Genomic DNA, 21,946 nt, shown 5'->3' with positions numbered 1-21,946 from the left:
CTTCTCCGCCCCGCCCGCCGCGCCGGGTCAGCGCCGGTCCAGGCTCAGCTCGGCGCCGGGGAAGAGCGGCCGGAAGGCGTCGAGGGGGAAGGTGTGCCCCCGCCGGGTCCCGAGGACCACGGACCGCACCCCGGGCACCAGGCCGGCCAGCGCCGAGAGGTCCTCGGTGCCGTCCATCGCGGGCACCCGCAGCTCCGCCACGCCGGCCAGCTCCGGCCCGGGGGCGAGGCAGGCCGGCCGCTCGCGGAGGATCACCGCGTTGAGGTAGAGGCGGACGAGGCGGGGCAGGGCGGCGATCTCCCGCCAGTCGGCCTCGGTCAGCCCCGCGGCCAGCGGCCCGAGGCTGAGCGTGTGCAGCGTGGTCCAGTGACGCAGTCCGCGCAGCCCCGTGCCCCGCGTGCTGTCGCGGCCCAGGAAGAGGAAGCCCAGCGGGGCGTCGACCGGCAGTGACTCGGTGAGGTCGGTGCCCGGCAGGCGCTGGACCAGGGAGAGCATGCCCGGCGACGACAGGGACCGCAGCCCCGAGAGGTCGGCGACCGGGTCGAGGACGAGTTCCGCGAGGGGCAGCTCCGCCAGCGCGTCCAGGCCGGTCGCGTGCGGGCTCTCGGCGTGTTCCAGCCGGGTCAGCGAGGTGAGGCGCCGCAGCGGTGCCAGGTCCGTCAGCAGCGGGTTGCGCCCGATGAACAGCGTGGTCACCGCCTCCGGCTCGGGCAAGGCGGTGACGATGTCCCCGGCCTGGTGCGGGCCCGAGATCCGCAGCGCGGGCCAGGGGCGCATCCCGGCGAGCGCGGCGAGCTGGGCGGGCGTCCCACAGTCGAGGAAGAGGTCCGTACGGTCGAGGTGGTCCAGGACCTCGGCCGCGTACCGCGCGGTGTCGAAGCGGTACCAGGTGCCCGCGAGCTGCCGCCGCACGTCGAGGTCCGGGTGGCCCCGGAAGCGGCGCAGTACGGCGAGGGCGCCGTCGGGCTCCTCCCGGCCCAGGAGCGAGGCGGTGACGGTGACGCCCCGCGCCTCCTCGTCAGTCAGCCCCTCGGGCCCCGGCAGCAGCTCCAGCACCAGCGGGCCGGCCGCCGCCAGTTCGCGGGCCGCCGCGGTGGTGCGCGGCGGGATCAGCCCGGCCGCCCGCCGCTCCACCTCCGCGCGCACCGCCGGGTCCAGGGCGGTGGCGTGCTCCAGGCAGGCCAGGGCGAGCAGGGTGAGCCGGGGCGAGCCCTCGGCGGTCAGCCCCCGCAGCAGGGCGACGCGTTCGCGGGGCCGGGCGTGTGCGACGGCCATGCGGATGACGTCCTCCCACTGGGTGTCGCCGGCCCGGCCGGCGAGGACGTCGAGGTGGCCCTCCGCCACGGCGTGGCGGGCGGCCAGGTAGTCCTGGAAGGTGCGGTGGACGAAGTCGAGGCAGTCCTCGGCGGGATGGCGGAGCACGCCGCTGCGCAGCAGCAGGGAGCGCAGCACCGTCGGGGCGTCGCCCGCCCCGGCGGCCGGTGCCAGGCTGGGCAGGGCCCGCTCCACGATCCGTTCGGCCGTCGCCAGGCCCATTTCGCCGCGGCCGCTCAACACCAGTGCGTAGGCGAGGCGTTGGAGGAGTTCGAGCTGGGCCTCCTCGCCGAGGTCCGGGCCGTCGGCCGTGGCGAGGCCGCGTTCGCGGTCCCGGCGGGTGAGGAGCATGGTGAGGGCGGCGTCGTACAACTCCTTGCGGCCGGTGGGGAGATAGCCGCGCCTCTCGTGGTGCAGGGCGCAGACCAGGCCGCACATCAGGGGGTTGGTGGCGAGGCGGGCCAGGTCCCGTTTGGTGCGCAGGGAGTCGAGCAGCCGTTGCGCGTACTGGGGGGCGCGGGCGGCCTCGTGCCAGCGGTGGACGAAGGTGGCGACCTCCGCGCGGCCCATGGGCGCCAGGGAGAGTTCCCGGAAGCCCTCCGGGGCCAGCCAGTCGGCGCGGACGGCGGTGGGGCGGGTGGTCAGCAGCCAGCGGTTGCCGGGGTAGGCGTGCAGGAGACCGCGCAGCCAGTCCCGGGTGGCGTGGCGGTCGGCCGCCGGGATCTCGTCCAGGCCGTCGACGAGGACCAGGGCGCGGCCGGCGGACAGGACGCGTTCGGCCCAGCCGTCCGGCGGGGTCAGCGGGCAGCCCACGGCGCTCAGGAAGGCGGCGGGGGCGGGCGGCGGGCCGGTGCGGACCAGGGTGCGCAGCGGGAGGACGTAGGGGATGTGCGTGCCCTCCCGGGCGGCGGTCACCGCCAGCCACTGGGCGAGGGTCGTCTTGCCGGAGCCCGCGTCGCCCCGGAGCAGCACGCGGTGCTCGCGGTCCAGGGTGCGGTCGGCGGGCAGCCGCCGGGGGCGGGGGGAGGGGCCCTCGCCGGGGTCGGCGGGGTCCTCGTCGCCGGGTTCCTCGTGGTCGGCGGTGGCCTCCAGGGCGAGGTAGGCCACCTCCAGCGGCCAGCGGTCGGGGGAGTCGCGCAGGTCGATGCCGTAGATGGTGAGGTGGTCGTGACGTTCGGCGACGTAGGACAGGTAGCGGCGCTCGAAGGCCGTGTCGCCGGCGTCGGGGCGCGGGGTGCGGAGGATCAACTCGTCGACCTTGGCGATCAGTTCGGCCTGCTGCCGGGTCTGTTCGACGAGGGTGCGGGCGACGAAGGCGGAGCGTCGGGTGAAGAACTCCAGGATGTGCAGGCAGGCCCATTCGGTCGCGGAGTCGAGGAAGTGGCCCGCGTCGGCGGAGAGGCCGTCGGCGGCCCCGTGCCGGCCGAGCCGGGCGGCCAGTTCGCGGTGTCCCAGACGGACCGCCTGGACGTCGTCCATGTCCAGGTCGCCGAGGGAGAGCAGCCGGGCGCCGAGGGCGTCGGCGACGGCGGTCTCCTCGTCACGGGGGAAGGGCGCCTCGCCCCGGGAGTCCAGGGCCGCCCGGACCAGGTGCGCGGCGAGCCGGCGCACCTCCTTCTCGCCGAGGACGCGCCGCTCGCCGCGGAAGGAGACCAGGTGGGTGAGGCGGACGGGCCGCCCGACCAGGCCCGCGCCGGGGCCGTCCGCCACGAACAGCTTCCTGACCAGGGAAGCGATGAGTGGGGAGGCCAACTTCCCGCCGAGTACGACTGGTTCCATCCGCCGGCTCCTCCCCCGTCGCCTGTGACGAGGGGAGCCTACCGGGGCGCCCGGGGTGGGCGGTGGGTGTGGCGCCGGTCATGTTCCGGGGTGCCGAACGGCCGTCGCGGGGCGGTGGTTCACCCCTGCGGGGGAGTAGCCCCCGTCACATTCGGGGCCCTTTCGACCATGGCTCCCGGTGACATGCCGCACAGGCGATCCGGGGGGTACTACGGGGAATAGTCGACGCCACGGCACCCCGGGAAACGGACATACCGCACCGAAGGGGGGCCGGGCTTGCGGGGCTCTGAGCTGCTGCTGTCCGAAAAGACGGGTCTGTCGCCACTCGGGTGGTTTCACGCTGAACTACGAGAAACGGTCGTAGGTCACACCTTTGTGCCGGTTCGCCCCATCGGGTTACCAAGGTGGAGCCCGCCGGGAGACCGCCCCGAGCGTTCACCGGAGGGCGCATCCCTGATCCCGTCCCCATGAGGTTCGCATGTTCCCGCGCGTCACGTCCCGTCTGCCCCGTCCGACCACCCTGCGCAGCCGCGCGGCCCTGATGGCCGCCGGAATCGGCGCCTCGGTCGCCCTGGGCTCCGGGGTCGCGGCTGCCGCCGGCACCTCGGCGGCTCCCAGCACTTCCACCGTCGCAAGCTCCGTCCAGGCGCAGGCCCAGGCTCAGGCCAAGGCCGCGCAGACCGCCAAGGCCGGCAAGTCGGCCCAGGCCGCGAAGGCCCCGGCCGCCGCGAAGAAGGCCGCCTCCTGGGTGGACCCGGTCGCGAAGTACTCGCTCACCGCGAGCTTCGCGCAGAACGGCGGCATGTGGGCGTCCAAGCACAGCGGCCAGGACTTCGCCGTGCCGGTGGGCACCGACGTCGTCGCCGTCCACGGCGGCACCGTGGTCAAGGCCGGCGGCAACGGCGCCGGTGACGGCCCCGCCTACGGCAACGCCGTCGTCATCAAGCACGGCAGCGGCACGTACTCCCAGTACGCCCACCTGTCCCGGGTCGACGTGAAGGTCGGCCAGGTCGTCAAGACCGGCCAGCACATCGCGAAGTCCGGCAACACGGGCAACTCCAGCGGTCCGCACCTGCACTTCGAGATCCGTACCACCCCGAACTACGGCTCGGCCGTGGACCCGGTCGCGTTCCTGCGCGGCAAGGGCGTCACCGTCTGACGCACGCCCCCCGGTCAGGCGCCCGGGACCGCTCCCCGGTGCGCCTGCGCCACCAGATCGGTGGCGACCTCCAGAACCGCCGCACGCCTCCTGGCCGGATCGTCCTCCAGGTCCTGGAGGACGAACATCCCGGCGTGCAGCGTGAAGAGAGCACTCACACAGCGGACCTGGTCGACCAGGTCCGCTTCGGGGTCGATGAGGATGTCCCGCAGGCCCAGCATCCGGTGCTTGAACATCTCGCCGATGCGCAGTTCCCGGATGGTGGCCTGGTTCTCCTGCATGAAGCGGAAGAGCGGGGCCGCGTCGGCCAGCACCTCGGCGTAGCGGCGGACGATCTCCTGCTTCGTCTCCAGGGAGTGCGGCTGCTCGCGCCCCCACGCGATCAGGCCCCCGATGGGCCGGGTGAGGTCCTCGAAGATGCCGACGAGGATCTCTTCCTTGGTCTTGAAGTGGTAGTACAGGGCCGCCTTGGTGACGTCCAGACGCTCGGCGATCTCCCGCAGCGAGGTCTTCTCGTACCCCTGCTCGGCGAAGAGTTCCAGCGCCACGTCCTGGATGCGCTGGCGGGTGTCCCCGCGCCTGCGCCGCCGCTGCCCGGTGCCGTCCATCGTGCCGCTCATCCTCCCACGCCACCTCCTGCCCCGCGCACCGTCCGGAAAACTTACTTGACGACCGGCTAGTTACGGGTTTAGCGTCCCCGAGTCTAGTCAACTTGCCGGGCGGCAAGTAAGTACGGGTGTGGACCCGGGGGAGAGGGACTCATGGCGGAGACAGGGGTGGCCGAGGCCGCCGTCGCCGGGGAAGAGACCGGCGGCGGGCAGCCGCGGAGCGTGCGGGTGGTCCTGCTCGCGCTCATGATCGCGATGATGCTCGCCATGCTCGACAACATGATCATCGGCACCGCGATGCCGACGATCGTCGGTGAACTGGGCGGGCTGGAGCACCTCTCCTGGGTCGTCACCGCCTACACCCTGGCCACCGCGGCCTCCACCCCGCTGTGGGGCAAGCTCGGCGACATGTACGGGCGCAAGGGCTCGTTCCTGACCTCGATCGTGATCTTCCTGGCCGGCTCCGCGCTGAGCGGCATGGCGCAGGACATGGGCCAGCTCATCGCCTTCCGCGCGGTCCAGGGCCTCGGTGCCGGCGGGCTGATGGTCGGCGTGATGGCGATCATCGGCGATCTGATCCCGCCCCGCGAGCGCGGCAAGTACCAGGGCATGATGGCCGGCGTCATGGCGCTCGCCATGATCGGCGGACCGCTGGTCGGCGGCACCATCACCGACCACTGGGGCTGGCGCTGGGCCTTCTACATCAACCTGCCGCTCGGCGCGCTCGCGCTGGTCGCCATCAGCGCCGTGCTGCACCTGCCGAGGAAGCGCGCCACCGCCCGGATCGACTACCCCGGCGCCGTGCTGCTGACCGTCGGCATCACCGCCATCGTGCTCGTCACCACCTGGGGCGGCACGGAGTACGCCTGGACCTCCGCGCGGATCATGGAGCTGACCGGCATCGGCGTCGCCGCGCTGGTGGGCTTCGGCTTCTGGCAGACCCGGGCGGCCGAGCCGATCGTGCCGCTGCACATCTTCCGCAGCCGCAACTTCACGCTGATGTCCGTCATCGGCTTCATCACCGGCTTCGTGATGTTCGGCGCCACGCTCTTCCTGCCGCTGTACCAGCAGGCCGTGCAGGGCGCGTCCGCCACCAACTCCGGGCTGCTCCTGCTGCCCATGCTCGGCGCGATGCTGGTCACCTCGCTCGTCGCCGGGCGGGTGACCACGAGCACCGGCCGCTACAAGGTGTTCCCGGTGGCGGGCGGCGCGCTCATGGCCGTCGGGCTGTACCTGCTGTCGCTGATGGACACGGGGACCAGCCGGTTCACCTCCGGCGTGTACATGGCCGTCGTCGGTCTCGGCATGGGCTGCCTGATGCAGATCACCATGCTCGTGGCGCAGAACAGCGTGGAGATGAAGGACATGGGCGTCGCCTCCTCGTCCACGACCCTCTTCCGCACGGTCGGCTCCTCCTTCGGCGTGGCGATCATGGGTGCCCTGTTCAACCACCGCGTCCAGGACGTCATGACCGAGAAGGCCGGTGCGCTGGGCTCCCGGGTGACCGAGCGGTCGGCGCAGCTCGACGCCACCAGCCTCGCCAAGCTGCCGGTCCCGGTCCGCGAGGCGTACCAGTACGCGGTCTCCTCCGGCACCCACGGGGCGTTCCTGCTGGGCTCGGCCGTGGCGGTGGCGGCGCTGGTCGCGGCGGTCTTCGTCAAGGAGGTCCCGCTGAAGGGCGCGGGCCCGCGGCAGGCCGACGCCCCGACGGCGCGGGCCGCGGCGGCCGGTCCGGCCTGAGCCACGCCGGCCTGAGCCACGAGGGCGCGCACGAGGCCCCGGGACCCCTCCTCGGGTTCCAGGGGCCTTCGCCGGGCGCCACGCACGCGCCGCGCGGCGTGCGGCTCGGGGCCGTGCGTCCCTACGGCAGGCGGGGCAGCGGATGGCTGCCGGTGTTGGTGGGGGCGTGCTCGGGGAGCCACAGGACCGCCGCCGCGCCCTCGGCGGGCTCCTCCTCGGACGCCCCCGGCGGGCGCACGTTGCGGAAGGTGAGCCGGGCGCCCAGCACCCGGGCCTGACCGGCCGCGATGGTCAGCCCCAGGCCGTGTCCGCGCCCCGCCCGGTCCCGGCTGCCGGTGCGGAAGCGGCTCGGGCCGTCCGCGAGCAGCTCCTCCGGGAAGCCGGGCCCGTGGTCGCGGACCCGGATCACCCGGCCCTCGACACTGACCTCGACCGGCGGACGGCCGTGCCGGGCGGCGTTGGCGAGCAGGTTGGACAGCACCCGCTCCAGCCGGCGCGGGTCGGTGGTGACCTCCGACTCGTGCACCACTCGCACCCTCGCCCGCGGGTCCCGTGCCGCCACCCGCCGGGTGACGAAGTCGCCCAGCACGATGTCCTGCAGCTCGGCCCGTTCCGAGGCGCCGTCGAGCCGGGCCACCTCCAGCACGTCCTCCACGAGGGTGCGCAGCGCCTTTGCCCGGTCCTGCACCAGCTCGGACGGCCTGCCCGGCGGCAGCAGCTCGGCCGCCGTGAGCAGCCCGGTCACCGGCGTGCGCAGTTCGTGCGCGATGTCCGCGGTGACCCGGCGCTCGGCCTCCAGCCGCTGCTGCAACGCGTCCGCCATCGCGTCCACGGCGCTGGCCAGGTCGTCCGTCTCGTCCCGCACCACCCCGCCGATCGCGTCCCGCACGCGTACGTCCGGCTCGCCCCCGGCGACCCGGTGCGCCGCGGCGGCGGCCTTGCGCAGCCGCCGGGACAGGTGCCCGCCGATCAGCACGCCGAGCGCGCTGCCGCCGAGGACGACCGCGATGGACCCGATCACCAGGGCCTGGTCGAGGTCGGAGAGGATGTCCGAGCTGCGGTCGGTGAAGCCGGTGTGCAGCGACAACACGTGCCCGTCGGTGAGCGGCACCGCCGCCCAGATCTCCGTGGCACCGCCCGGCCGGTCGGCGACGTAGGTCGCGCGCCGGCCCGCCTCCACCTTGCGGCGCAGCTCCTCGGGGAGGTCGGGGTCGTCGATCCGGGTGTTGGGGAAGTTCAGCCGCCCGGACAGCTCGTAGTTGCGCTGCGCGACCAGGACCCGTTCGTCCGCGAGGTCGCGCGCGTTGTCCAGCATCGACACCCGGGCCGCGTTGTGCACGACCAGGCTCAGCGCGACCGCCACCAGCGCGCCGACCAGCGCGATCGCCGCGCTGAGCTTCCAGCGCAGCCCCGTACGGATGCCCGCGCTCCCGGCCGTGGCGGCGGCCCGGAGCCGGAGGCGGAAGAACTTCCGCATGGCCCCGCTCAGGCCCTCAGCTTGTAGCCGAAGCCGCGGACCGTCTCGATGCGGTCCTGGCCGATCTTGCCCCGCAGCCGCTGCACGTGGACGTCGACGACCCGGGTGTCGCCGCCCCAGCCGTAGTCCCAGACGCGTTCCAGCAGCCGGTCGCGGGAGAGCACGGTGCCCGGGGCGGTGGAGAACTCCAGCAGCAGCCGCATCTCCGTCGGGGTGAGCGCCACCGGTTGCCCGGCGCGCCGCACCTCCATCCCGTCGGTGTCGATTTCCAGCTCGCCGAAGGTCAGCACCCCGCCGACCGGGGGGTCGTCCGCGTCGGCCCGGTCGCCGCCGCCGGCGTGGCCGAAGCGGCGCAGCACCGCGCGGATGCGGGCGACCAGGACCGCGCCGTCGAAGGGCTTGGTGACGTAGTCGTCGGCGCCCGCCTCCAGGCCGAGGACCACGTCGATGGAGTCCGCCCGCGCCGACACCATGATCACCGGCACGGTGGACTCGTCCCGGATGCGGCGGCACAGGCTGACCCCGTCCATCCCCGGCACCATCACGTCCAGCAGGGCGATGTCCGGCCGGTCGGCCCGGAACGCCTCCAGCCCCGACAGCCCGTCGGGCATCGCGGTGACCGCGAAGCCGACCCGCTCCAGGGCGAGCTGGGTCGCCTCGCGGATGACGTCGTCGTCCTCGACGAACAGGACGTGGGTCTGGTCTGCCATCCCGGTGCTCTCAGTCCTCGTGGTCGATGTGGTCAGGTGCGGTCGGTGTGCGGGGCGGTGCGGGTCGGTGCGGGGGCGCGGTGGCGTGCGCGGGCGCCGGGCCGGACGCGGGTGCGGGCCCATCACCTCATCGGTTCGTGACCCCCGTCCGGTTCACGCGCCGGCGCCGCGGTCGTACGCGACCCGGTCAGGGGGCCGGGACCGGGCTCGGCGCGACCCCGACGGAGTTGCTGTAGTCGTTGTGCGTACGGTGCTCCTCCGTGAAGTGGTCCGCCGACCAGCGGTACGTGATCACGTTCTCGCCGGACGGGTCCGACACCGGGTCGCCCCGCTCGTAGACCTGCTGGGTGACCACGAGGTCGCCGCGGTCGATCTCCGCGTAGACCGGGGGCTCCTCGGAGCGGAAGACGTTCCGGTACCCGCCATCCTGCTCGCGGTACACGTAACTGCCCACCCCCACCGCGTCCCCGCAGGTCAGCACGTTGACGACGACGTCCTGGGCCTCTCCGTCGGTGAGGTCGCCGTAGGAGACGTCGACCGGGTACTCGTCGGCGACGCAGGGCTTCAGCCCCCGCTTGACCGCCGCCGAGACCCGGGGGTCGGACTTGACCAGGCGGACCGCGTCGACCCGGTCCGGGACCCCGGAGGGCGTGGCCACGGGTGAGGCGCTGGCCACCCCGCCGACCGCCTCCGCGTGCGCCGGCCCCTCGTCGCGGGCGCCGCCCGCCCCGCACCCGGACAGGAACACGCCGAGGGCGACGAACACGACCACCGTCGCACTCGCCGCCCCTGCCGTACTCCCGGTCCCCCCGAGGGTCCGACCGGCACTCAGGCCGCGCACCGCTCCCGCTCCTCACGCTCCAGCGCGCGTGCGTCCCGCTCGCGGGAGACCAGCTCCTCGCGGAGCCGGGCGAGCGCCCGGTGCAGCGTGCTCTTCACCGTTCCGGCGGACATGCCGAGGGCCTCGGCCGTCTCCTCCGTCGTCATCTGCTCCCAGTGTCGCAGCACCACGACGCTGCGCTGCTTGGGGGCGAGCACCTTGAGGACGTCCATCAGCAGCGCGCGGTCCGCGCACTGCTCGGCCGAGTCGTCCACGCACCGCTCGGGAAGCTGCTCGGTCGGCACCTCCTCCAGCTTCCGCGCCCGCCACCACTCGGTCCGGGTGTTGATCATCACCCGGCGCAGATAGGCGTCGGCCAGCCGCTTGTCGGCGATGCCGTCCCAGCGGCCGTACGTGCGGGCCAGCGCGGTCTGGAGCAGGTCCTGGGCGTCGACCGGGTCCGGGACGAGTCGGCGCGCGCTGCGCAGCAGCGCCTCCTGCCGGGTGCGGACGTACTCCTCGAATGCGAGCACCTCGCCCTGCTCCATGGTCAACCGCCTTCCGGTCCCCGTCCGGCGGTCTGGTCACCCGCCGGACATCCCCTGCCCCGGCCCTCGGCCGGCGGCGTACGGGCCCGCGGGCCGAAGCGGCCGGCGGGCTCGCAGACGACGCTAGGGAAGCGTTGTCACGGGGCTGTGCGCAGCACCCCGCGGCTACCGCTCGGCTGTCCGGCGGTTGTGTAACGGAAGTAAGGGACGGGTAAGGCCGTGGGCCGTCCCGTCCCGGTATGGGGTGGTATGCGGGGCCGGTCAGGGTGGGTCAGGTCAGCGGGAGCCGGTACAGGCCGTCCGCGAGCGGTTCGACCAGTCCGTCGGCGACCAGCCCGTCCAGCGCGCGGGCGCGCTGCACCGGCTCGTGCCAGACCCGTTCCAGCGCCGAGCGCGGCACCGGGCCCCGGGACTCCCGCAGCACCGCGAGGAGCCTGCCGCGCACCTGCCGGTCGGTGCCCGCGTAGGTCTGGGCGCGGCGCGGCGGGCCCTCGTGGGCGGGCTTGCCGGCCAGGTTCCAGGCGCACTGGGCCGTGATCGGGCAGCGGTGGCAGGACTCGTTGCGGGCGGTGCACACCAGCGCGCCCAGCTCCATCGAGGCGGCGGCCCAGCGGGCGGCGGTCGCCTCGTCCTCCGGGAGCAGCGCGCGGGCGAGCCGGCGTTCGGCGGCGGTGGTGGCGTTCGGCGGGTACTGCACGCCGCCGACCGCGCGGGCGAAGACCCGGCGGACGTTGGTGTCCAGCACCGCGTGGCGCTGGCCGTAGGCGAAGGACGCGACCGCGGCGGCCGTGTACTCGCCGATGCCGGGCAGCGCGAGCAGTTGGGCGTGGTCGGAGGGGACGTCGCCGCCGTGCCGTTCCGTTATGGCGACGGCGGCGCCGTGCAGCCGCAGGGCGCGGCGCGGGTAGCCGAGCCGGCCCCAGGCGCGGACGGCTTCGCCGGGGGCCTCGGCGGCGAGGTCGGCGGGGCGGGGCCAGCGGGCCAGCCACTGTTCGTAGACGGGCAGGACACGGTTCACCGGCGTCTGCTGGAGCATGAACTCACTGACCATCACCCCCCAGGCACCGGCCTCCGGACGCCGCCACGGCAGATCGCGGGCGTGCTCGTCGAACCATTCGATGACGGGGGAGTGCAGCGGCTCGCCGGACACGGTGCGCGCGGCCGCCGGTGCGGAGTCGGACACGGCGGCGGACACCCGGAGGCCGGGGTCGGCGGGGCCGTGATGCGAGGGCTTCGTGGGCGCAGTCATGACCCTGAGATCCTGCCACGGCCCCCGGGACGCGATGACGGACCACCACCCGATGGAGGGCACGCCCCCGCGCGGTCGGCCCCATCCCGTCCCACAGCCGGCGGTACGGGGCCCTGCCGGGCGGGGGAACGGGCCCTGTCGGGCCGGGGTGGGGCGGCCGGCCCGGCCCGGGGGCGCGTCCGTGGGCGCCACGCCCCCGGGGTCCGTGGCGCTCCGGCGGCCCCGCGGCTCGCGGCGCCCGCCGTGGTCCGTGGCTCATGGTGCCCGGACCTCGGCGGGGGACGGCGCCCGGGCGCCGGGGGTGGCGTCCGGCGGGGTCAGCGGCGGGCGTGGGCCGCGTGCTGGCGGGGGCGTGCCGCGGCCGTCGGGCCGGGGCCGGTCAGCCAGCGGGCGGCCGAGGACGACGAGGCGCGCATCGTCTCCGTCAGCCGGGCCACCGGGCGCGTGCCCACGCGGACCGCGAGGAAGGCGAGGAGCACGCCGAAGAGCAGGCCGGCGGCGACGTCGTGCGGGTAGTGCACGCCGACGAAGACCCGGGAGAAGGCCATCAGCAGGGCCATCGGCGCGGTCAGCCAGACCAGCGCGCGCCGGACCAGGACCAGGGTGACGGCGGCGCCGCCCGCGATCGTGGAGTGGTTGCTCGGGAAGGACCAGTCGCCGGTCGGCGGGCAGGTGATGAGGGAGGGGAGCGCGTCGGGGACCGCGCGGCAGGGCCGTTCCTCGGTTATCACCGACTTGAGCAGTTCACTGCAGACGTACGCCACAGCCGTGGCCACGGGTGCAAGGGCCGCGATCGCGAACGCGCGCGAGTCGGCGTGCCGGGCCCGCCACCAGAAGATGACGAACAGTACGCCGAACACCAGGAGTCCGGCTTCCGTCCACGCCTCTGCCGTGCGCTGCACCCATACCGGGGTGTCGTGGGCGAAACCGGTGATGTCGCGGTAGAGATCGTTGTCCTCGAAGGTCATGGAGGCAGAGCGTATGCGGTCCGGCGACAGGGTCACAGCCGCGACCGTCCGCCGCGGGCACGGGCGCCGGGCGAGGGCGGCGAAACCGGTCTCCGGGATGATGATCCGGAAAAGTTGGCGCCCGAACGGCGGGTGGGACGGGGTAACGCGTCGATCTCTCGTATGGTTTGCGCCGTGGGATCTCTGCGCAATCCGGTCGGGCCGCTTCCCTCCTCCATCTACTGGCGACGGAGGGCCGTACTGCTGTCCGTGCTCGTGCTGTTGGCGCTGCTGATCACGTGGGCCGTGGTCGCCGGCGGCGGGGACGGCGGCAAGGGCGGCGACGCCACCGCCAACGGCAAGAACCCGGTGTCCTCGATCACTCCCGGCCCCTCCGACTCCGGGCCGGCGATCAGTCAGGCGCCGGGCGGGCGCGACGAGTCGGGCGGCGGGGACGGCAACGGCTCCGGCTCCGGCGGCGGTTCGGGCGCGAAGGACGGTGAGGGTGACGGCTCCGGCGACGGCTCGGGCTCCGGCGACGGCGATTCCGGCCCGGGTTCCGGCGACTCCGGCGCGGGCGGCGGCAAGGCGGTCGGGGTCGGCGCGGGCGACGCCCTGCCGGGCGGCTCGGACCTGCCCGACTGCGGTCCCGGCGCGGTCCGGCTGAGTCTGCGCAGCGTCCGCAACACCTACGCGCCCGACCAGAAGCCCACGTTCGAGCTGACCGCCCGGAACTCCTCCGGCGCCGACTGCAAGATCGACCTCGGCCCGAAGCACACGGTGCTGACGATCACCCCGGCCAGCGGCGACGACGTGTACTGGGCCTCCGACGACTGCCCCAGGGACGGCGGCAGCCTGCGCTACAAGGTGGCCGCCCACGGCGCCATCACCTACACGCTGACCTGGGACCGCAAGCCCAGCGCCGCCGGGTGCGGCACGCCCCCGGCCGGATCGGCGAAGCCGGGCACGTACCTGGTCGAGGCGAAGGCCCCGGGCCGGGAGAAGGTGCGCACGTCCTTCGTGCTGGAGGCCGACTGACGGACGACGGGGGCCGCGGCGCGGCCCCCGTGAGGTGGGTCAGACGTAGCGTTCCAGGATGGAGGACTCGGCCAGGCGGGAGAGTCCCTCGCGGACGCTGCGGGCGCGGGCCTCGCCGACGCCGTCCACCGTCTGGAGGTCGTCCACGCTGGCGGCGAGGAGCTTCTGCAGTCCGCCGAAGTGCTCCACCAGCCGGTCGATGATCGCGCCGGGCAGCCGGGGGACCTTCGCCAGCAGCCGGAAACCGCGCGGCGAGACCGCCGAGTCGAGCGTCTCGGGCGAGCCGGTGTACCCCAGGGCGCGGGCCACCGTGGACAGTTCGAGCAACTCGGCGTGGCTGAGCTTGTCCAGCTCGGTCAGCGCCTCCTCCACGGTGCGCGAGCGCTTGGCGGTCGGCTCGGGCACGTAGTCCCGCACCACCAGCTCGCGTTCCGGTTCGACGCCGGCGATCAGTTCGTCGAGCTGGAGGGCGAGCAGGCGGCCGTCGGTGCCCAGCTCCACCACGTACTCGGCGATCTCCGTGGCGATGCGGCGGACCATCTCCAGGCGCTGGGAGACCGCCGAGACGTCCCGGACGGTGACCAGGTCCTCGATCTCCAGCGCGGAGAGCGTGCCCGCGACCTCGTCGAGGCGCAGCTTGTACCGCTCCAGGGTCGCCAGGGCCTGGTTCGCCCGGGACAGGATCGCCGCGGAGTCCTCCAGGACGCGGCGCTGCCCGTCCACGTAGAGGGCGATGAGCCGCATGGACTGGGAGACGGAGACGACGGGGAAGCCGACCTGTTTGCTGACCCGGTCCGCCGTGCGGTGCCGGGTGCCCGTCTCCTCGGTGGGGATCGTCGGGTCCGGGACGAGCTGGACGCCCGCGCGCAGGATCTTCGACAGGTCCGAGGAGAGCACGATGCCGCCGTCGAGCTTGCACAGCTCGCGCAGCCGTGTCGCGGTGAACTCCACGTCCAGCACGAAACCGCCCGTGCACATGACCTCGACGGTCTTGTCCGAGCCGAGCACGATCAGACCGCCCGTGTTGCCGCGCAGGACCCGCTCCAGGCCGTCACGCAGGGCCGTTCCGGGTGCGACGGCGCTCAGCGAGGCGCGCATCAGGCCCTCCGCGCCGGCGCTCTGGCCGGACTTTCCGGGAGCCGCTGCCCGGTCGTTGGCTGCCACTGCACTCCTCCGGTCGCAGGTACTTCAGGCGCTCCCGCATCGCACACTCGGTTCGTACGGACGGGCGAGACCAGGGCAAAGTCTACCGGCGGTCCTCCGTCTCCCGTGGGGCCTCCCGGCGACGGGACCGCGGCAGGACCCGCAGCGCGTCCCCTATGTCCGCCACTTCCAGAACCTTCATGCCCTCGGGGACCCGGACCGGATCGCCCGGTACGAGGGCATGTGTGAAGCCCAGCCGGTGCGCCTCGGCCAGCCGGCGCTGGACGCCGGTGACGCGCCGCACCTCCCCGGCGAGCCCGACCTCGCCGATGGCGACCAGGTTCTTCGGGAGCGGGACGTCGCTCGCGGCACTGGCGAGGGCGAGCGCCACGGCGAGGTCGGCGGCCGGCTCGGAGAGCCTCACCCCGCCGACCGTGGCGGAGTAGATGTCCCGCTTGCCGAGGGCGCTGATGCGTCCGCGCTGCTCCAGGACGGCCAGCATCATCGAGACACGGGAGGTCTCCAGACCGGACGTGGTCCGGCGCGGGGAGGGGATCTGGGAGTCGACGGTGAGCGCCTGCACCTCGGCCACCAGCGGGCGGCGGCCCTCCAGGGTGACGGTGAGACAGGTGCCGGGCACCGGCTCGGCACGGCGGGTGAGGAAGAGGCCGCTGGGGTCGGCGAGGCCGGTGATGCCCTCGTCGTGCAGTTCGAAGCAGCCGACCTCGTCGGTGGTGCCGTAGCGGTTCTTCACACCGCGGACCAGGCGGAGGCGGGCGTGCCGGTCGCCCTCGAAGTGCAGGACGACGTCGACCAGGTGCTCCAGCAGGCGGGGCCCGGCGATCGCGCCGTCCTTGGTGACGTGTCCCACGAGCAGCGTGGACATGCCGCGCTCCTTGGAGGCGCGGATCAGGGCGCCGGCCACCTCCCGGACCTGGGCCATGCCGCCGGGGGCGCCGTCGATCTCGGGGGAGGCGACCGTCTGCACCGAGTCGAGGATCAGCAGGGAGGGCTTGACCGCGTCCAGGTGGCCGAGGACGGCGGCGAGGTCGGTCTCGGCGGCCAGATAGAGGTGGTCGTCGATGGCGTGGATGCGGTCGGCGCGCAGCCGGACCTGGCTCGCGGACTCCTCGCCGGTGACGTACAGCGTGCGGTGCTCGTCGCTGGCCGACTTGGCGGCGACGTCCAGCAGCAGCGTGGACTTGCCCACACCGGGCTCGCCGGCGACGAGGACCACGGCGCCGGGCACCAGTCCGCCGCCGAGCACCCGGTCCAGCTCGGGCACGCCGGTGGAGCGGGCGGTGGCCTGCCGGCCGTCGACCTGGCCGATGGGGAGGGCGGAGGTGGTCACGCGCCCTGGGGCGGTGGTGCGGACGGCGGGCGTGCCGTACTCCTCGACCGTGCCCCACGCCTGGCACTCGGGGCAGCGGCCGAGCCACTTGGCCGTCTGCCAGCCGCACTCGGTGCAGCGGTAGGACGGCCGGTCCTTGGTGGTCTTCGTACGGGCAGCCATGCACGAACCGTAACCGTCGCCGCCGACAATCCGAACCGTGCGGCCGGGCGCTCCCGGTACCGGCCGGGGCCCGGCGGCGTGCTCCGGTGCGCGCGGACGCCGGACGGCGTGCGGGCGGGCGCGTGCGCCGGTGCGCCCCCTGTGACGGCGGTGACGGCGGTGACGGCGGTGACGGAAGGGGCGGCGGGGCGGCGGCGGGTCGACGACGGCCTGACGACGGGCCGTCGACGGGATGTCGGGTGGTGCGTCCGGCGGGGTGTCCGGCGGGGCGTTCGCGGGGTGTTCGGGGGGCGTCCGCGTGGTGTTCGCGGGGGGTGTGCGGGGCTCGGAGGTCCGGATTTCGCCACCTCACCCTGAGAACCGGCCACGGAATCTCAGCTTCCTGTCCCCTTATGAGGGATCGTTTCACCCGTACGGATTAAATGTGTGCAACGTGTCAGAACGGGCCCCCCACAGCGCCCTACGGTCGCCGGGTGATGAGGAGCAGTCCGGAGACCACGACCCGCACGACCGGCGCACACCGGGCGCACCGGGAGGCGCGCGACCGCGCCGTGGTGCGCACCCCGGCGCAGCGGCCGCCCGCGCGTCACGACGCGTACCTGGACGGCCTGTTCACCTACTGCCTCTCCGTCCTCTGCGACCACGACGGAGCCACCGCGGCCCTCGCCGACGTCCTCGCGCTGGCCGAGCGCCGCGCCCACCGCTGCCCCGACGCCGCCGGGGACCGCCGCGCCTGGCTGTACGCGCTGGCCCGCTGGGCCTGCCTGCGCCGCCTGGCCGAGGCCCGTCGGCACCGCCAGGGCGGTCACGCCGCGGGCCGCTCCCGCGGCGGCCGGCGGTGCGGCTCCCGCCCCGCGCCCGGCGCCCACGCCCCCGCGGCCGGCCCGGACCCCGCCGACGAGGGGAACGAGGAGGACCGCCGGCGCCGCCGCGAACTGGCCCGGCTGGCCTGGCCGGAGGCGGCCGGCACCACCCCGGAGCAGCGCGAGGCCCTCGAACTGGCCGTGCGTCACCGCCTCGCCGCCCACGAGGTCGCCGCCGTGCTCGGCATGGACCTCGCCCCGGCCCGCGAACTGCTGGCCTCCGCCGCCTGCGAGGTCGAACGCACCCGCGCGGCCCTCGCCGTCGTCGAGACCGGGGCCTGCCCCGGCGTCGCCCGGCTCACCGGCGAGAACCGCCTCGTGCTCAGCGCCGCGCTCCGCCGCGAACTGGTCCGGCACGTCGACGACTGCCCCCGCTGCCGCCGCACCGCCGAGCGCGCCATCCCCGGACGCTGGCCCGGCACCGCCGTCACCCCCGCCGAGCTGCCCGTGCTGGAGGCCCCGCGCGCCGCCCTGCACCTGGTGATGGCCCATCTGCCGCGCGCCCGCGGCGCCGTCCCCCGCTTCGACCGGCGCGGTTTCCCGATGGACCCCAAGGACCACGCCGCCCGGCGCGACCGGCTGCGCGCGCGGGCCGTGACGACCACCGTCGTCGCCACCGTGGTCGCCGCGCCCATGCTCGCCCTGTGGGCCGCGCACCGGGGCGGGCCGGAGGGCGAGGCCGACGGCCGCCCGGCCACCGCCGGGGAGGCCCACGGCCCCGACGTCCCCGACGGCCCCCCGGACGGCACCGGCTACGAGAACGCCGGCAACGCCAGCACCACCCCCGGGCCCGGTTTCGACGAGGCCGGCGGGGCCGACGTCACCGTGGAGGTCGTCAGCGTCACCGGCGCCGGCCAGACCGGCACCGGCCGGCTCACGGTCGCCGCCGGCACCGACGGGGACACCACGCTGATCACCCTCACCGCGGCCGGGGACGCCCCGGTGGACTGGTCCGTCTCCACCACCGCCCCCTGGCTCTACGTGAGCCGGGCCTCCGGCACCCTCGCCCCCGGCGAGACCCTCACCGTCAAGGTCTTCGTCGACCACCTGCGCGAGCCGTCCGGCCCCTGGAAGGCCCGGGTGGCCGTCGCCCCGGCCGGCGCGGTCGTCACCATCTCCGGTCACGGCCCGGCCCCCGCCCCGACCCGCCCGGCCCCGCGGCCCAGCACGCCCGGCACCCCGCCGCCTTCGGGCACCTCCCGCCCGGACCCGTCCCCGACGCGCTCCCCCGCGCCGGACCCGACGCCGACCGACGACCCGGGGACCACGCCCCCCGCTCCGGAGCCCACGCCCACCGAGCCGTCCCCGACCGGCACCTCGCAGCCGCCGCCCGACGAGAGCGGCGACCCGAGCCCCTCCGGCTCGTAGGGCGCGCGGGCTCGTCGGGGCCGGGCCGCCGCCGCGCCGACGGCGGGCGGCGGCCCGTCAGCGCGCCGGGTCCGCCGGGTGCGGGGCCAGCAGCGGCAGCCGCGAGGCGAGGCGCTCCTCGCACAGCTCGGCCAGCCGGTCGTAGCCCGCCTTGCCCATCAGCTCGACCAGCTCCGCCCGGTAGGAGACGTACACCGGCTCGCCCGCGCCGTGCGCCGAGGTCGCCGAGGTGCACCACCAGTGCAGGTCGTGCCCGCCCGGGCCCCAGCCGCGCCGGTCGTACTCGCCGATCGACACCTGGAGCACCCGCGTGTCGTCGGGCCGGTCGATCCACTCGTAGGTGCGCCGCACCGGGAGCTGCCAGCACACGTCCGGCTTGGTCTCCAGCGGCTCCCGGCCCTCCCGCAGCGCCAGGATGTGCAGCGAGCAGCCCACGCCCCCGGCGAAACCGGGCCGGTTCTGGAAGATGCACGAGCCCTGGTACGGGCGGGTCTGCCGGGAGCCCTCGTCGTCCTCGGAGACCCAGCCGCCGCGGGTGCCCTCGGCGTGGTGCTGCCAGATGTCCGGCGTCAGCCGCGCCACGTGCTCCGCGACCCGCTTCTCGTCCTCCTCGTCGGAGAAGTGGGCCCCCAGCGAGCAGCACCCGTCGTCCGCGCGGCCCGCCTGGATGCCCTGGCAGCCGGAGGCGAAGACGCAGGACCAGCGCGAGGTCAGCCAGGTCAGATCACAGCGGAAGACCTGCTCGTCGTCGGCCGGGTCCGGGAACTCCACCCACGCGCGCGCGAAGTCGAGGCCCTGCTCGTCGTCGACCGGAGCGGCGGCCTCCGCCGCCGAAGAACCCAGGGACATCCCGTACCGTCCGTCCTTCTTGCTCTTCTTGTCCTTCTTGGCCGACTTTTCGTCCTTCGCCTTTTTCGTCTTTGGCACGGCTCCAGGGTAAGACGCCCGGTCCCGTGGCAGGCACCGCCTCCCGGTCCGCCCCCGCCCGCCGGGTGCGGCGTACCCGGCGGGCCCCGGCGGCAGTAGCGTTTCCCCCATGAGACTCGGTGTCCTCGACGTGGGTTCGAACACGGTGCACCTGCTGGTGGTGGACGCGCACCCCGGAGCGCGCCCGCTGCCCGCGCACTCGCACAAGGCGGACCTGCGGCTGGCCCAACTCCTCGACGACGACGGCGCGATCGGCCCCGACGGCGTCGACCGGCTGATCGCCGTGGTGCGCGAGGCGCTGCGCGCCGCCGAGGACCAGGGCGTCGAGGACCTGCTCCCGTTCGCCACCTCCGCCGTGCGCGACGCGGCCAACGCCGACGACGTCCTCGCCCGGCTGCGCGAGGAGACCGGCGTCGAACCGGCCGTCCTCAGCGGCGCCGACGAGGCCCGCCTCACCTTCCTCGCGGTCCGCCGCTGGTTCGGCTGGTCCGCGGGCACGCTCCTCGTCCTCGACATCGGCGGCGGCTCCCTGGAGATCGCCCACGGCATCGACGAGGAACCCGACGCCGCCGTCTCGCTGCCGCTCGGCGCCGGCCGGCTGACCGCCGCCCACCTGCCCGGCGACCCGCCCCGGCCGGAGGACGTCCGCGCGCTGCGCCGCCACGTCCGGACGGAGATCGCCCGCACGGTCGGCGACTTCAGCCGGCTGCGCGCCCCCGACCACGTGGTCGCCACCTCCAAGACCTTCCGGCAACTGGCCCGCCTGGCCGGCGCCGCCCGCTCGGCGGAGGGCCTCTACGTCCAGCGCGAGCTGAAGCGGGTCTCCCTGGAGGGCTGGGTGCCCCGGCTGGCCGCGATGACCGCCGCCGAGCGCGCCGAACTGCCCGGCGTCTCCGAGGGCCGGGCCGGCCAGCTCCTCGCCGGGGCGCTGGTCGCCGAGGCCGCGATGGACCTGTTCCGGGTGGAGACCCTGGAGATCTGCCCGTGGGCCTTGCGCGAGGGCGTGATCCTGCGCCGCCTCGACCACATGGGGCGCGGCCGGCCCCCGGGCGGCGGATGACCCGGGGCCCGGGGACGACCCCGGGCCGCGGGGCGGCGCTCCCCGGCGGCGGCCGGGCCCCGTACCCCCCACGGCCGCGCGCCGGGCCCCCGCTATGGCGATGGCCACAACGGCCCGCGACCACCCCGCACCCGCCCGGGGCGACCCGTAACCTGGCCCTCGTGGCAGAACCAAGGGACGTCGTCCGCATCCCGGACGCGAAGGTCGCCCTGTCGACGGCTTCCGTCTACCCGGAGTCGACGGCGACGGCCTTCGAGATCGCCGCACGCCTCGGCTACGACGGGGTCGAGGTCATGGTGTGGACCGACCCCGTCAGCCAGGACGTCGACGCGCTGCGCCGGCTCAGCGACTACCACCGGATGCCGATCCTGGCCGTGCACGCCCCCTGCCTGCTGATCACCCAGCGCGTCTGGTCCACCGACCCCTGGGTCAAGCTCCAGCGCGCCCGCGCCGCCGCCGAGAAGCTCGGCGCGAGCACTGTCGTCGTGCACCCCCCCTTCCGCTGGCAGCGCCAGTACGCCCGCGACTTCGTCGACGGCATCTGGCGCATGGCCGGGGAGACCGACGTCCGCTTCGCCGTCGAGAACATGTACCCCTGGCGCTACCGCGACCGCGAGATGCTCGCCTACGCGCCCGACTGGGACGTGACGAAGGAGGACTACCGCCACTTCACGATCGACCTCAGTCACGCGGCCACCGCCCGCGCCGACGCCCTCGACATGATCGCGCGCATGGGCGACCGGCTCGGCCACGTCCACCTCGCCGACGGCCGGGGCTCGGCCAAGGACGAGCACCTGGTCCCCGGCCGCGGCACCCAGCCCTGCGCCGAGGTGCTGGAGCACCTGGCCCGCACCGGCTTCGGCGGCCACGTGGTCGTCGAGGTCAACACCCGCAGGGCCATGTCCGGCGCCGAACGCGAGTCCGACCTGGCGGAGGCCCTTGCCTTCACCCGGCTGCACCTGGCCGCGGCGGCGAAGGCCGGCCGCCGGTGACCGCCGCCCCCGGCGGCACGCCCGCCCGGCGCCGCGGCCGGCCCCCGCGCGCCGAGTCCGCCGGCACCCGGGACCGCATCCTCGCCGCGGCCCGCGAGGAGTTCTCCGCGCGCGGCTACGAACGGACCTCCGTCCGCGCCGTCGCCAAGGCCGCCGGTGTCGACCCGGCCCTCGTGCACCACTACTTCGGCACCAAGGAGCAGGTCTTCGCGGCGGCCGTCGAGGTCGCCTTCGCCCCCGCCCTGGGCGCCCCCCGCGAGATCGCCGAGGGGCCCCTCGACCAGACCGGCGAGCGGCTGACCCGCTTCTTCCTCGGCATCTGGGAGAACCCGGCCACCCGCGCCCCGCTGCTCGCCATCCTGCGCTCCGCCCTGGACCACGAGACCGCCGCCGCCGTCTTCCGCCGCCTGGTCGCCGCCCAGCTGCTGGGCCGCGTCGCCGCCCACCTGAACCTGCCGGACGCGGAACTCCGCGCCGAACTGGCCGCCGCCCAGCTCGTGGGCTGCGCCCTCCTCCGGTACGTGATCAAGGTCGAGCCGCTGGCCTCGGCGGACCTGGAGACGCTCGTCGCCCGCCTGGCACCCGTCGTGCAGGGCCACCTCACCACGCCCTGATCGAGTCCGCACCGGCCGGAACCATCCAGAACCGGATGGAGCCGGATGGAGCCGGATGGAGCCGGATGGTCCGGATA

Annotated in this window: 18 protein-coding genes; 7 read left to right on the top strand and 11 right to left on the bottom strand. The window is 74.9% G+C overall.

What is annotated here, in order from left to right; all coding sequences use genetic code 11:
* Nucleotides 1-27: 27 nt before the first annotated feature.
* On the bottom strand, nucleotides 28-3,093 hold the full coding sequence (locus VM636_RS13420; protein ID WP_338484538.1) for an NACHT domain-containing protein: 3,066 nt from the start codon (nucleotides 3,091-3,093) through the stop codon (nucleotides 28-30).
* Between the two features lie 478 nt (nucleotides 3,094-3,571).
* Here VM636_RS13420 and VM636_RS13415 point away from each other — a divergent pair, with 478 nt between their 5' ends.
* Nucleotides 3,572-4,252, top strand: coding sequence for a M23 family metallopeptidase (locus tag VM636_RS13415; protein WP_030421963.1), 681 nt, complete (start codon nucleotides 3,572-3,574; stop codon nucleotides 4,250-4,252).
* Nucleotides 4,253-4,266: 14 nt separating this feature from the next.
* On the opposite strand, the gene VM636_RS13410 is transcribed toward VM636_RS13415, so the two are convergent.
* A complete protein-coding gene (locus VM636_RS13410) occupies nucleotides 4,267-4,872 on the bottom strand; it encodes a TetR/AcrR family transcriptional regulator (protein ID WP_030421964.1) in 606 nt (201 codons plus the stop codon).
* A 141-nt stretch (nucleotides 4,873-5,013) separates the two neighbouring features.
* Here VM636_RS13410 and VM636_RS13405 point away from each other — a divergent pair, with 141 nt between their 5' ends.
* Nucleotides 5,014-6,600: an MDR family MFS transporter gene (locus VM636_RS13405; protein ID WP_338484536.1), complete on the top strand. Its 1,587-nt coding sequence runs from the start codon at nucleotides 5,014-5,016 to the stop codon at nucleotides 6,598-6,600.
* 121 nt (nucleotides 6,601-6,721) lie between these two features.
* Here VM636_RS13405 and cseC read toward each other — a convergent pair whose 3' ends face one another.
* From cseC to VM636_RS13375, 6 genes are all read right to left on the bottom strand, one after another.
* Nucleotides 6,722-8,077, bottom strand: coding sequence for a two-component system sensor histidine kinase CseC (gene cseC / locus VM636_RS13400; protein ID WP_053914513.1), 1,356 nt, complete (start codon nucleotides 8,075-8,077; stop codon nucleotides 6,722-6,724).
* Between the two features lie 8 nt (nucleotides 8,078-8,085).
* Complete coding sequence (gene cseB, locus VM636_RS13395; protein WP_030421967.1) at nucleotides 8,086-8,787, bottom strand: two-component system response regulator CseB; 702 nt, start codon at nucleotides 8,785-8,787, stop codon at nucleotides 8,086-8,088.
* Between the two features lie 187 nt (nucleotides 8,788-8,974).
* The gene (locus tag VM636_RS13390) at nucleotides 8,975-9,559 is read right to left on the bottom strand and encodes a hypothetical protein (RefSeq protein WP_037859013.1); all 585 of its coding nucleotides are present in this window, start codon (nucleotides 9,557-9,559) and stop codon (nucleotides 8,975-8,977) included.
* A 56-nt stretch (nucleotides 9,560-9,615) separates the two neighbouring features.
* Nucleotides 9,616-10,155, bottom strand: a complete 540-nt coding sequence (locus tag VM636_RS13385; RefSeq protein WP_030421969.1) for a SigE family RNA polymerase sigma factor — start codon at nucleotides 10,153-10,155, stop codon at nucleotides 9,616-9,618.
* A 271-nt stretch (nucleotides 10,156-10,426) separates the two neighbouring features.
* Entirely contained in the window at nucleotides 10,427-11,404 is a 978-nt protein-coding gene (locus VM636_RS13380; RefSeq protein ID WP_030421970.1) for an A/G-specific adenine glycosylase, read from the bottom strand.
* Nucleotides 11,405-11,721: 317 nt separating this feature from the next.
* Nucleotides 11,722-12,372: a phosphatase PAP2 family protein gene (locus VM636_RS13375; RefSeq protein ID WP_199809426.1), complete on the bottom strand. Its 651-nt coding sequence runs from the start codon at nucleotides 12,370-12,372 to the stop codon at nucleotides 11,722-11,724.
* A 174-nt stretch (nucleotides 12,373-12,546) separates the two neighbouring features.
* On the opposite strand from VM636_RS13375, the gene VM636_RS13370 reads away from it, so the two are divergent.
* Nucleotides 12,547-13,389, top strand: coding sequence for a hypothetical protein (locus VM636_RS13370; RefSeq protein ID WP_199809427.1), 843 nt, complete (start codon nucleotides 12,547-12,549; stop codon nucleotides 13,387-13,389).
* A 39-nt stretch (nucleotides 13,390-13,428) separates the two neighbouring features.
* On the opposite strand, the gene disA is transcribed toward VM636_RS13370, so the two are convergent.
* Complete coding sequence (disA, locus tag VM636_RS13365; protein WP_030421973.1) at nucleotides 13,429-14,553, bottom strand: DNA integrity scanning diadenylate cyclase DisA; 1,125 nt, start codon at nucleotides 14,551-14,553, stop codon at nucleotides 13,429-13,431.
* An 82-nt stretch (nucleotides 14,554-14,635) separates the two neighbouring features.
* Complete coding sequence (gene radA / locus VM636_RS13360; RefSeq protein ID WP_030421974.1) at nucleotides 14,636-16,045, bottom strand: DNA repair protein RadA; 1,410 nt, start codon at nucleotides 16,043-16,045, stop codon at nucleotides 14,636-14,638.
* 476 nt (nucleotides 16,046-16,521) lie between these two features.
* Between radA and VM636_RS13355 the strand changes: the two genes are divergently transcribed.
* A complete protein-coding gene (locus VM636_RS13355; RefSeq protein ID WP_030421975.1) occupies nucleotides 16,522-18,276 on the top strand; it encodes a BACON domain-containing protein in 1,755 nt (584 codons plus the stop codon).
* A gap of 57 nt (nucleotides 18,277-18,333) precedes the next feature.
* Here VM636_RS13355 and VM636_RS13350 read toward each other — a convergent pair whose 3' ends face one another.
* A complete protein-coding gene (locus VM636_RS13350) occupies nucleotides 18,334-19,203 on the bottom strand; it encodes a hypothetical protein (RefSeq protein WP_030421976.1) in 870 nt (289 codons plus the stop codon).
* A 109-nt stretch (nucleotides 19,204-19,312) separates the two neighbouring features.
* On the opposite strand from VM636_RS13350, the gene VM636_RS13345 reads away from it, so the two are divergent.
* The 3 genes from VM636_RS13345 to VM636_RS13335 all read left to right on the top strand — a co-directional run bounded on the left by VM636_RS13345 (nucleotide 19,313) and on the right by VM636_RS13335 (nucleotide 21,869).
* The gene (locus VM636_RS13345) at nucleotides 19,313-20,263 is read left to right on the top strand and encodes a Ppx/GppA phosphatase family protein (RefSeq protein WP_030421977.1); all 951 of its coding nucleotides are present in this window, start codon (nucleotides 19,313-19,315) and stop codon (nucleotides 20,261-20,263) included.
* A gap of 161 nt (nucleotides 20,264-20,424) precedes the next feature.
* Entirely contained in the window at nucleotides 20,425-21,255 is an 831-nt protein-coding gene (locus tag VM636_RS13340; RefSeq protein WP_030421978.1) for a sugar phosphate isomerase/epimerase, read from the top strand.
* A complete protein-coding gene (locus VM636_RS13335) occupies nucleotides 21,252-21,869 on the top strand; it encodes a TetR family transcriptional regulator (RefSeq protein WP_053914509.1) in 618 nt (205 codons plus the stop codon). The genes VM636_RS13340 and VM636_RS13335 overlap by 4 nt, the downstream gene beginning before the upstream one ends.
* Nucleotides 21,870-21,946 lie beyond the last annotated feature (77 nt).

The organism is Streptomyces sp. SCSIO 75703, assembly GCF_036607905.1.
Taxonomy (GTDB): domain Bacteria; phylum Actinomycetota; class Actinomycetes; order Streptomycetales; family Streptomycetaceae; genus Streptomyces.
Note: the sequence above shows the minus strand (reverse complement) of the source record. Positions and strands in the feature narration are given on the sequence as shown.

Excerpts from the sequence above, each read along its gene's own strand:
- VM636_RS13420 (WP_338484538.1), bottom strand. The coding sequence starts at position 3,093 with ATGGAACCAGTCGTACTCGGCGGGAAGTTGGCCTCCCCACTCATCGCT.
- VM636_RS13415 (WP_030421963.1), top strand. The coding sequence starts at position 3,572 with ATGTTCCCGCGCGTCACGTCCCGTCTGCCCCGTCCGACCACCCTGCGC.
- VM636_RS13410 (WP_030421964.1), bottom strand. The coding sequence starts at position 4,872 with ATGAGCGGCACGATGGACGGCACCGGGCAGCGGCGGCGCAGGCGCGGG.
- VM636_RS13405 (WP_338484536.1), top strand. The coding sequence starts at position 5,014 with ATGGCGGAGACAGGGGTGGCCGAGGCCGCCGTCGCCGGGGAAGAGACC.
- cseC (WP_053914513.1), bottom strand. The coding sequence starts at position 8,077 with ATGCGGAAGTTCTTCCGCCTCCGGCTCCGGGCCGCCGCCACGGCCGGG.
- cseB (WP_030421967.1), bottom strand. The coding sequence starts at position 8,787 with ATGGCAGACCAGACCCACGTCCTGTTCGTCGAGGACGACGACGTCATC.
- VM636_RS13385 (WP_030421969.1), bottom strand. The coding sequence starts at position 10,155 with ATGGAGCAGGGCGAGGTGCTCGCATTCGAGGAGTACGTCCGCACCCGG.
- VM636_RS13380 (WP_030421970.1), bottom strand. The coding sequence starts at position 11,404 with ATGACTGCGCCCACGAAGCCCTCGCATCACGGCCCCGCCGACCCCGGC.
- VM636_RS13375 (WP_199809426.1), bottom strand. The coding sequence starts at position 12,372 with ATGACCTTCGAGGACAACGATCTCTACCGCGACATCACCGGTTTCGCC.
- radA (WP_030421974.1), bottom strand. The coding sequence starts at position 16,045 with ATGGCTGCCCGTACGAAGACCACCAAGGACCGGCCGTCCTACCGCTGC.
- VM636_RS13355 (WP_030421975.1), top strand. The coding sequence starts at position 16,522 with ATGAGGAGCAGTCCGGAGACCACGACCCGCACGACCGGCGCACACCGG.
- VM636_RS13345 (WP_030421977.1), top strand. The coding sequence starts at position 19,313 with ATGAGACTCGGTGTCCTCGACGTGGGTTCGAACACGGTGCACCTGCTG.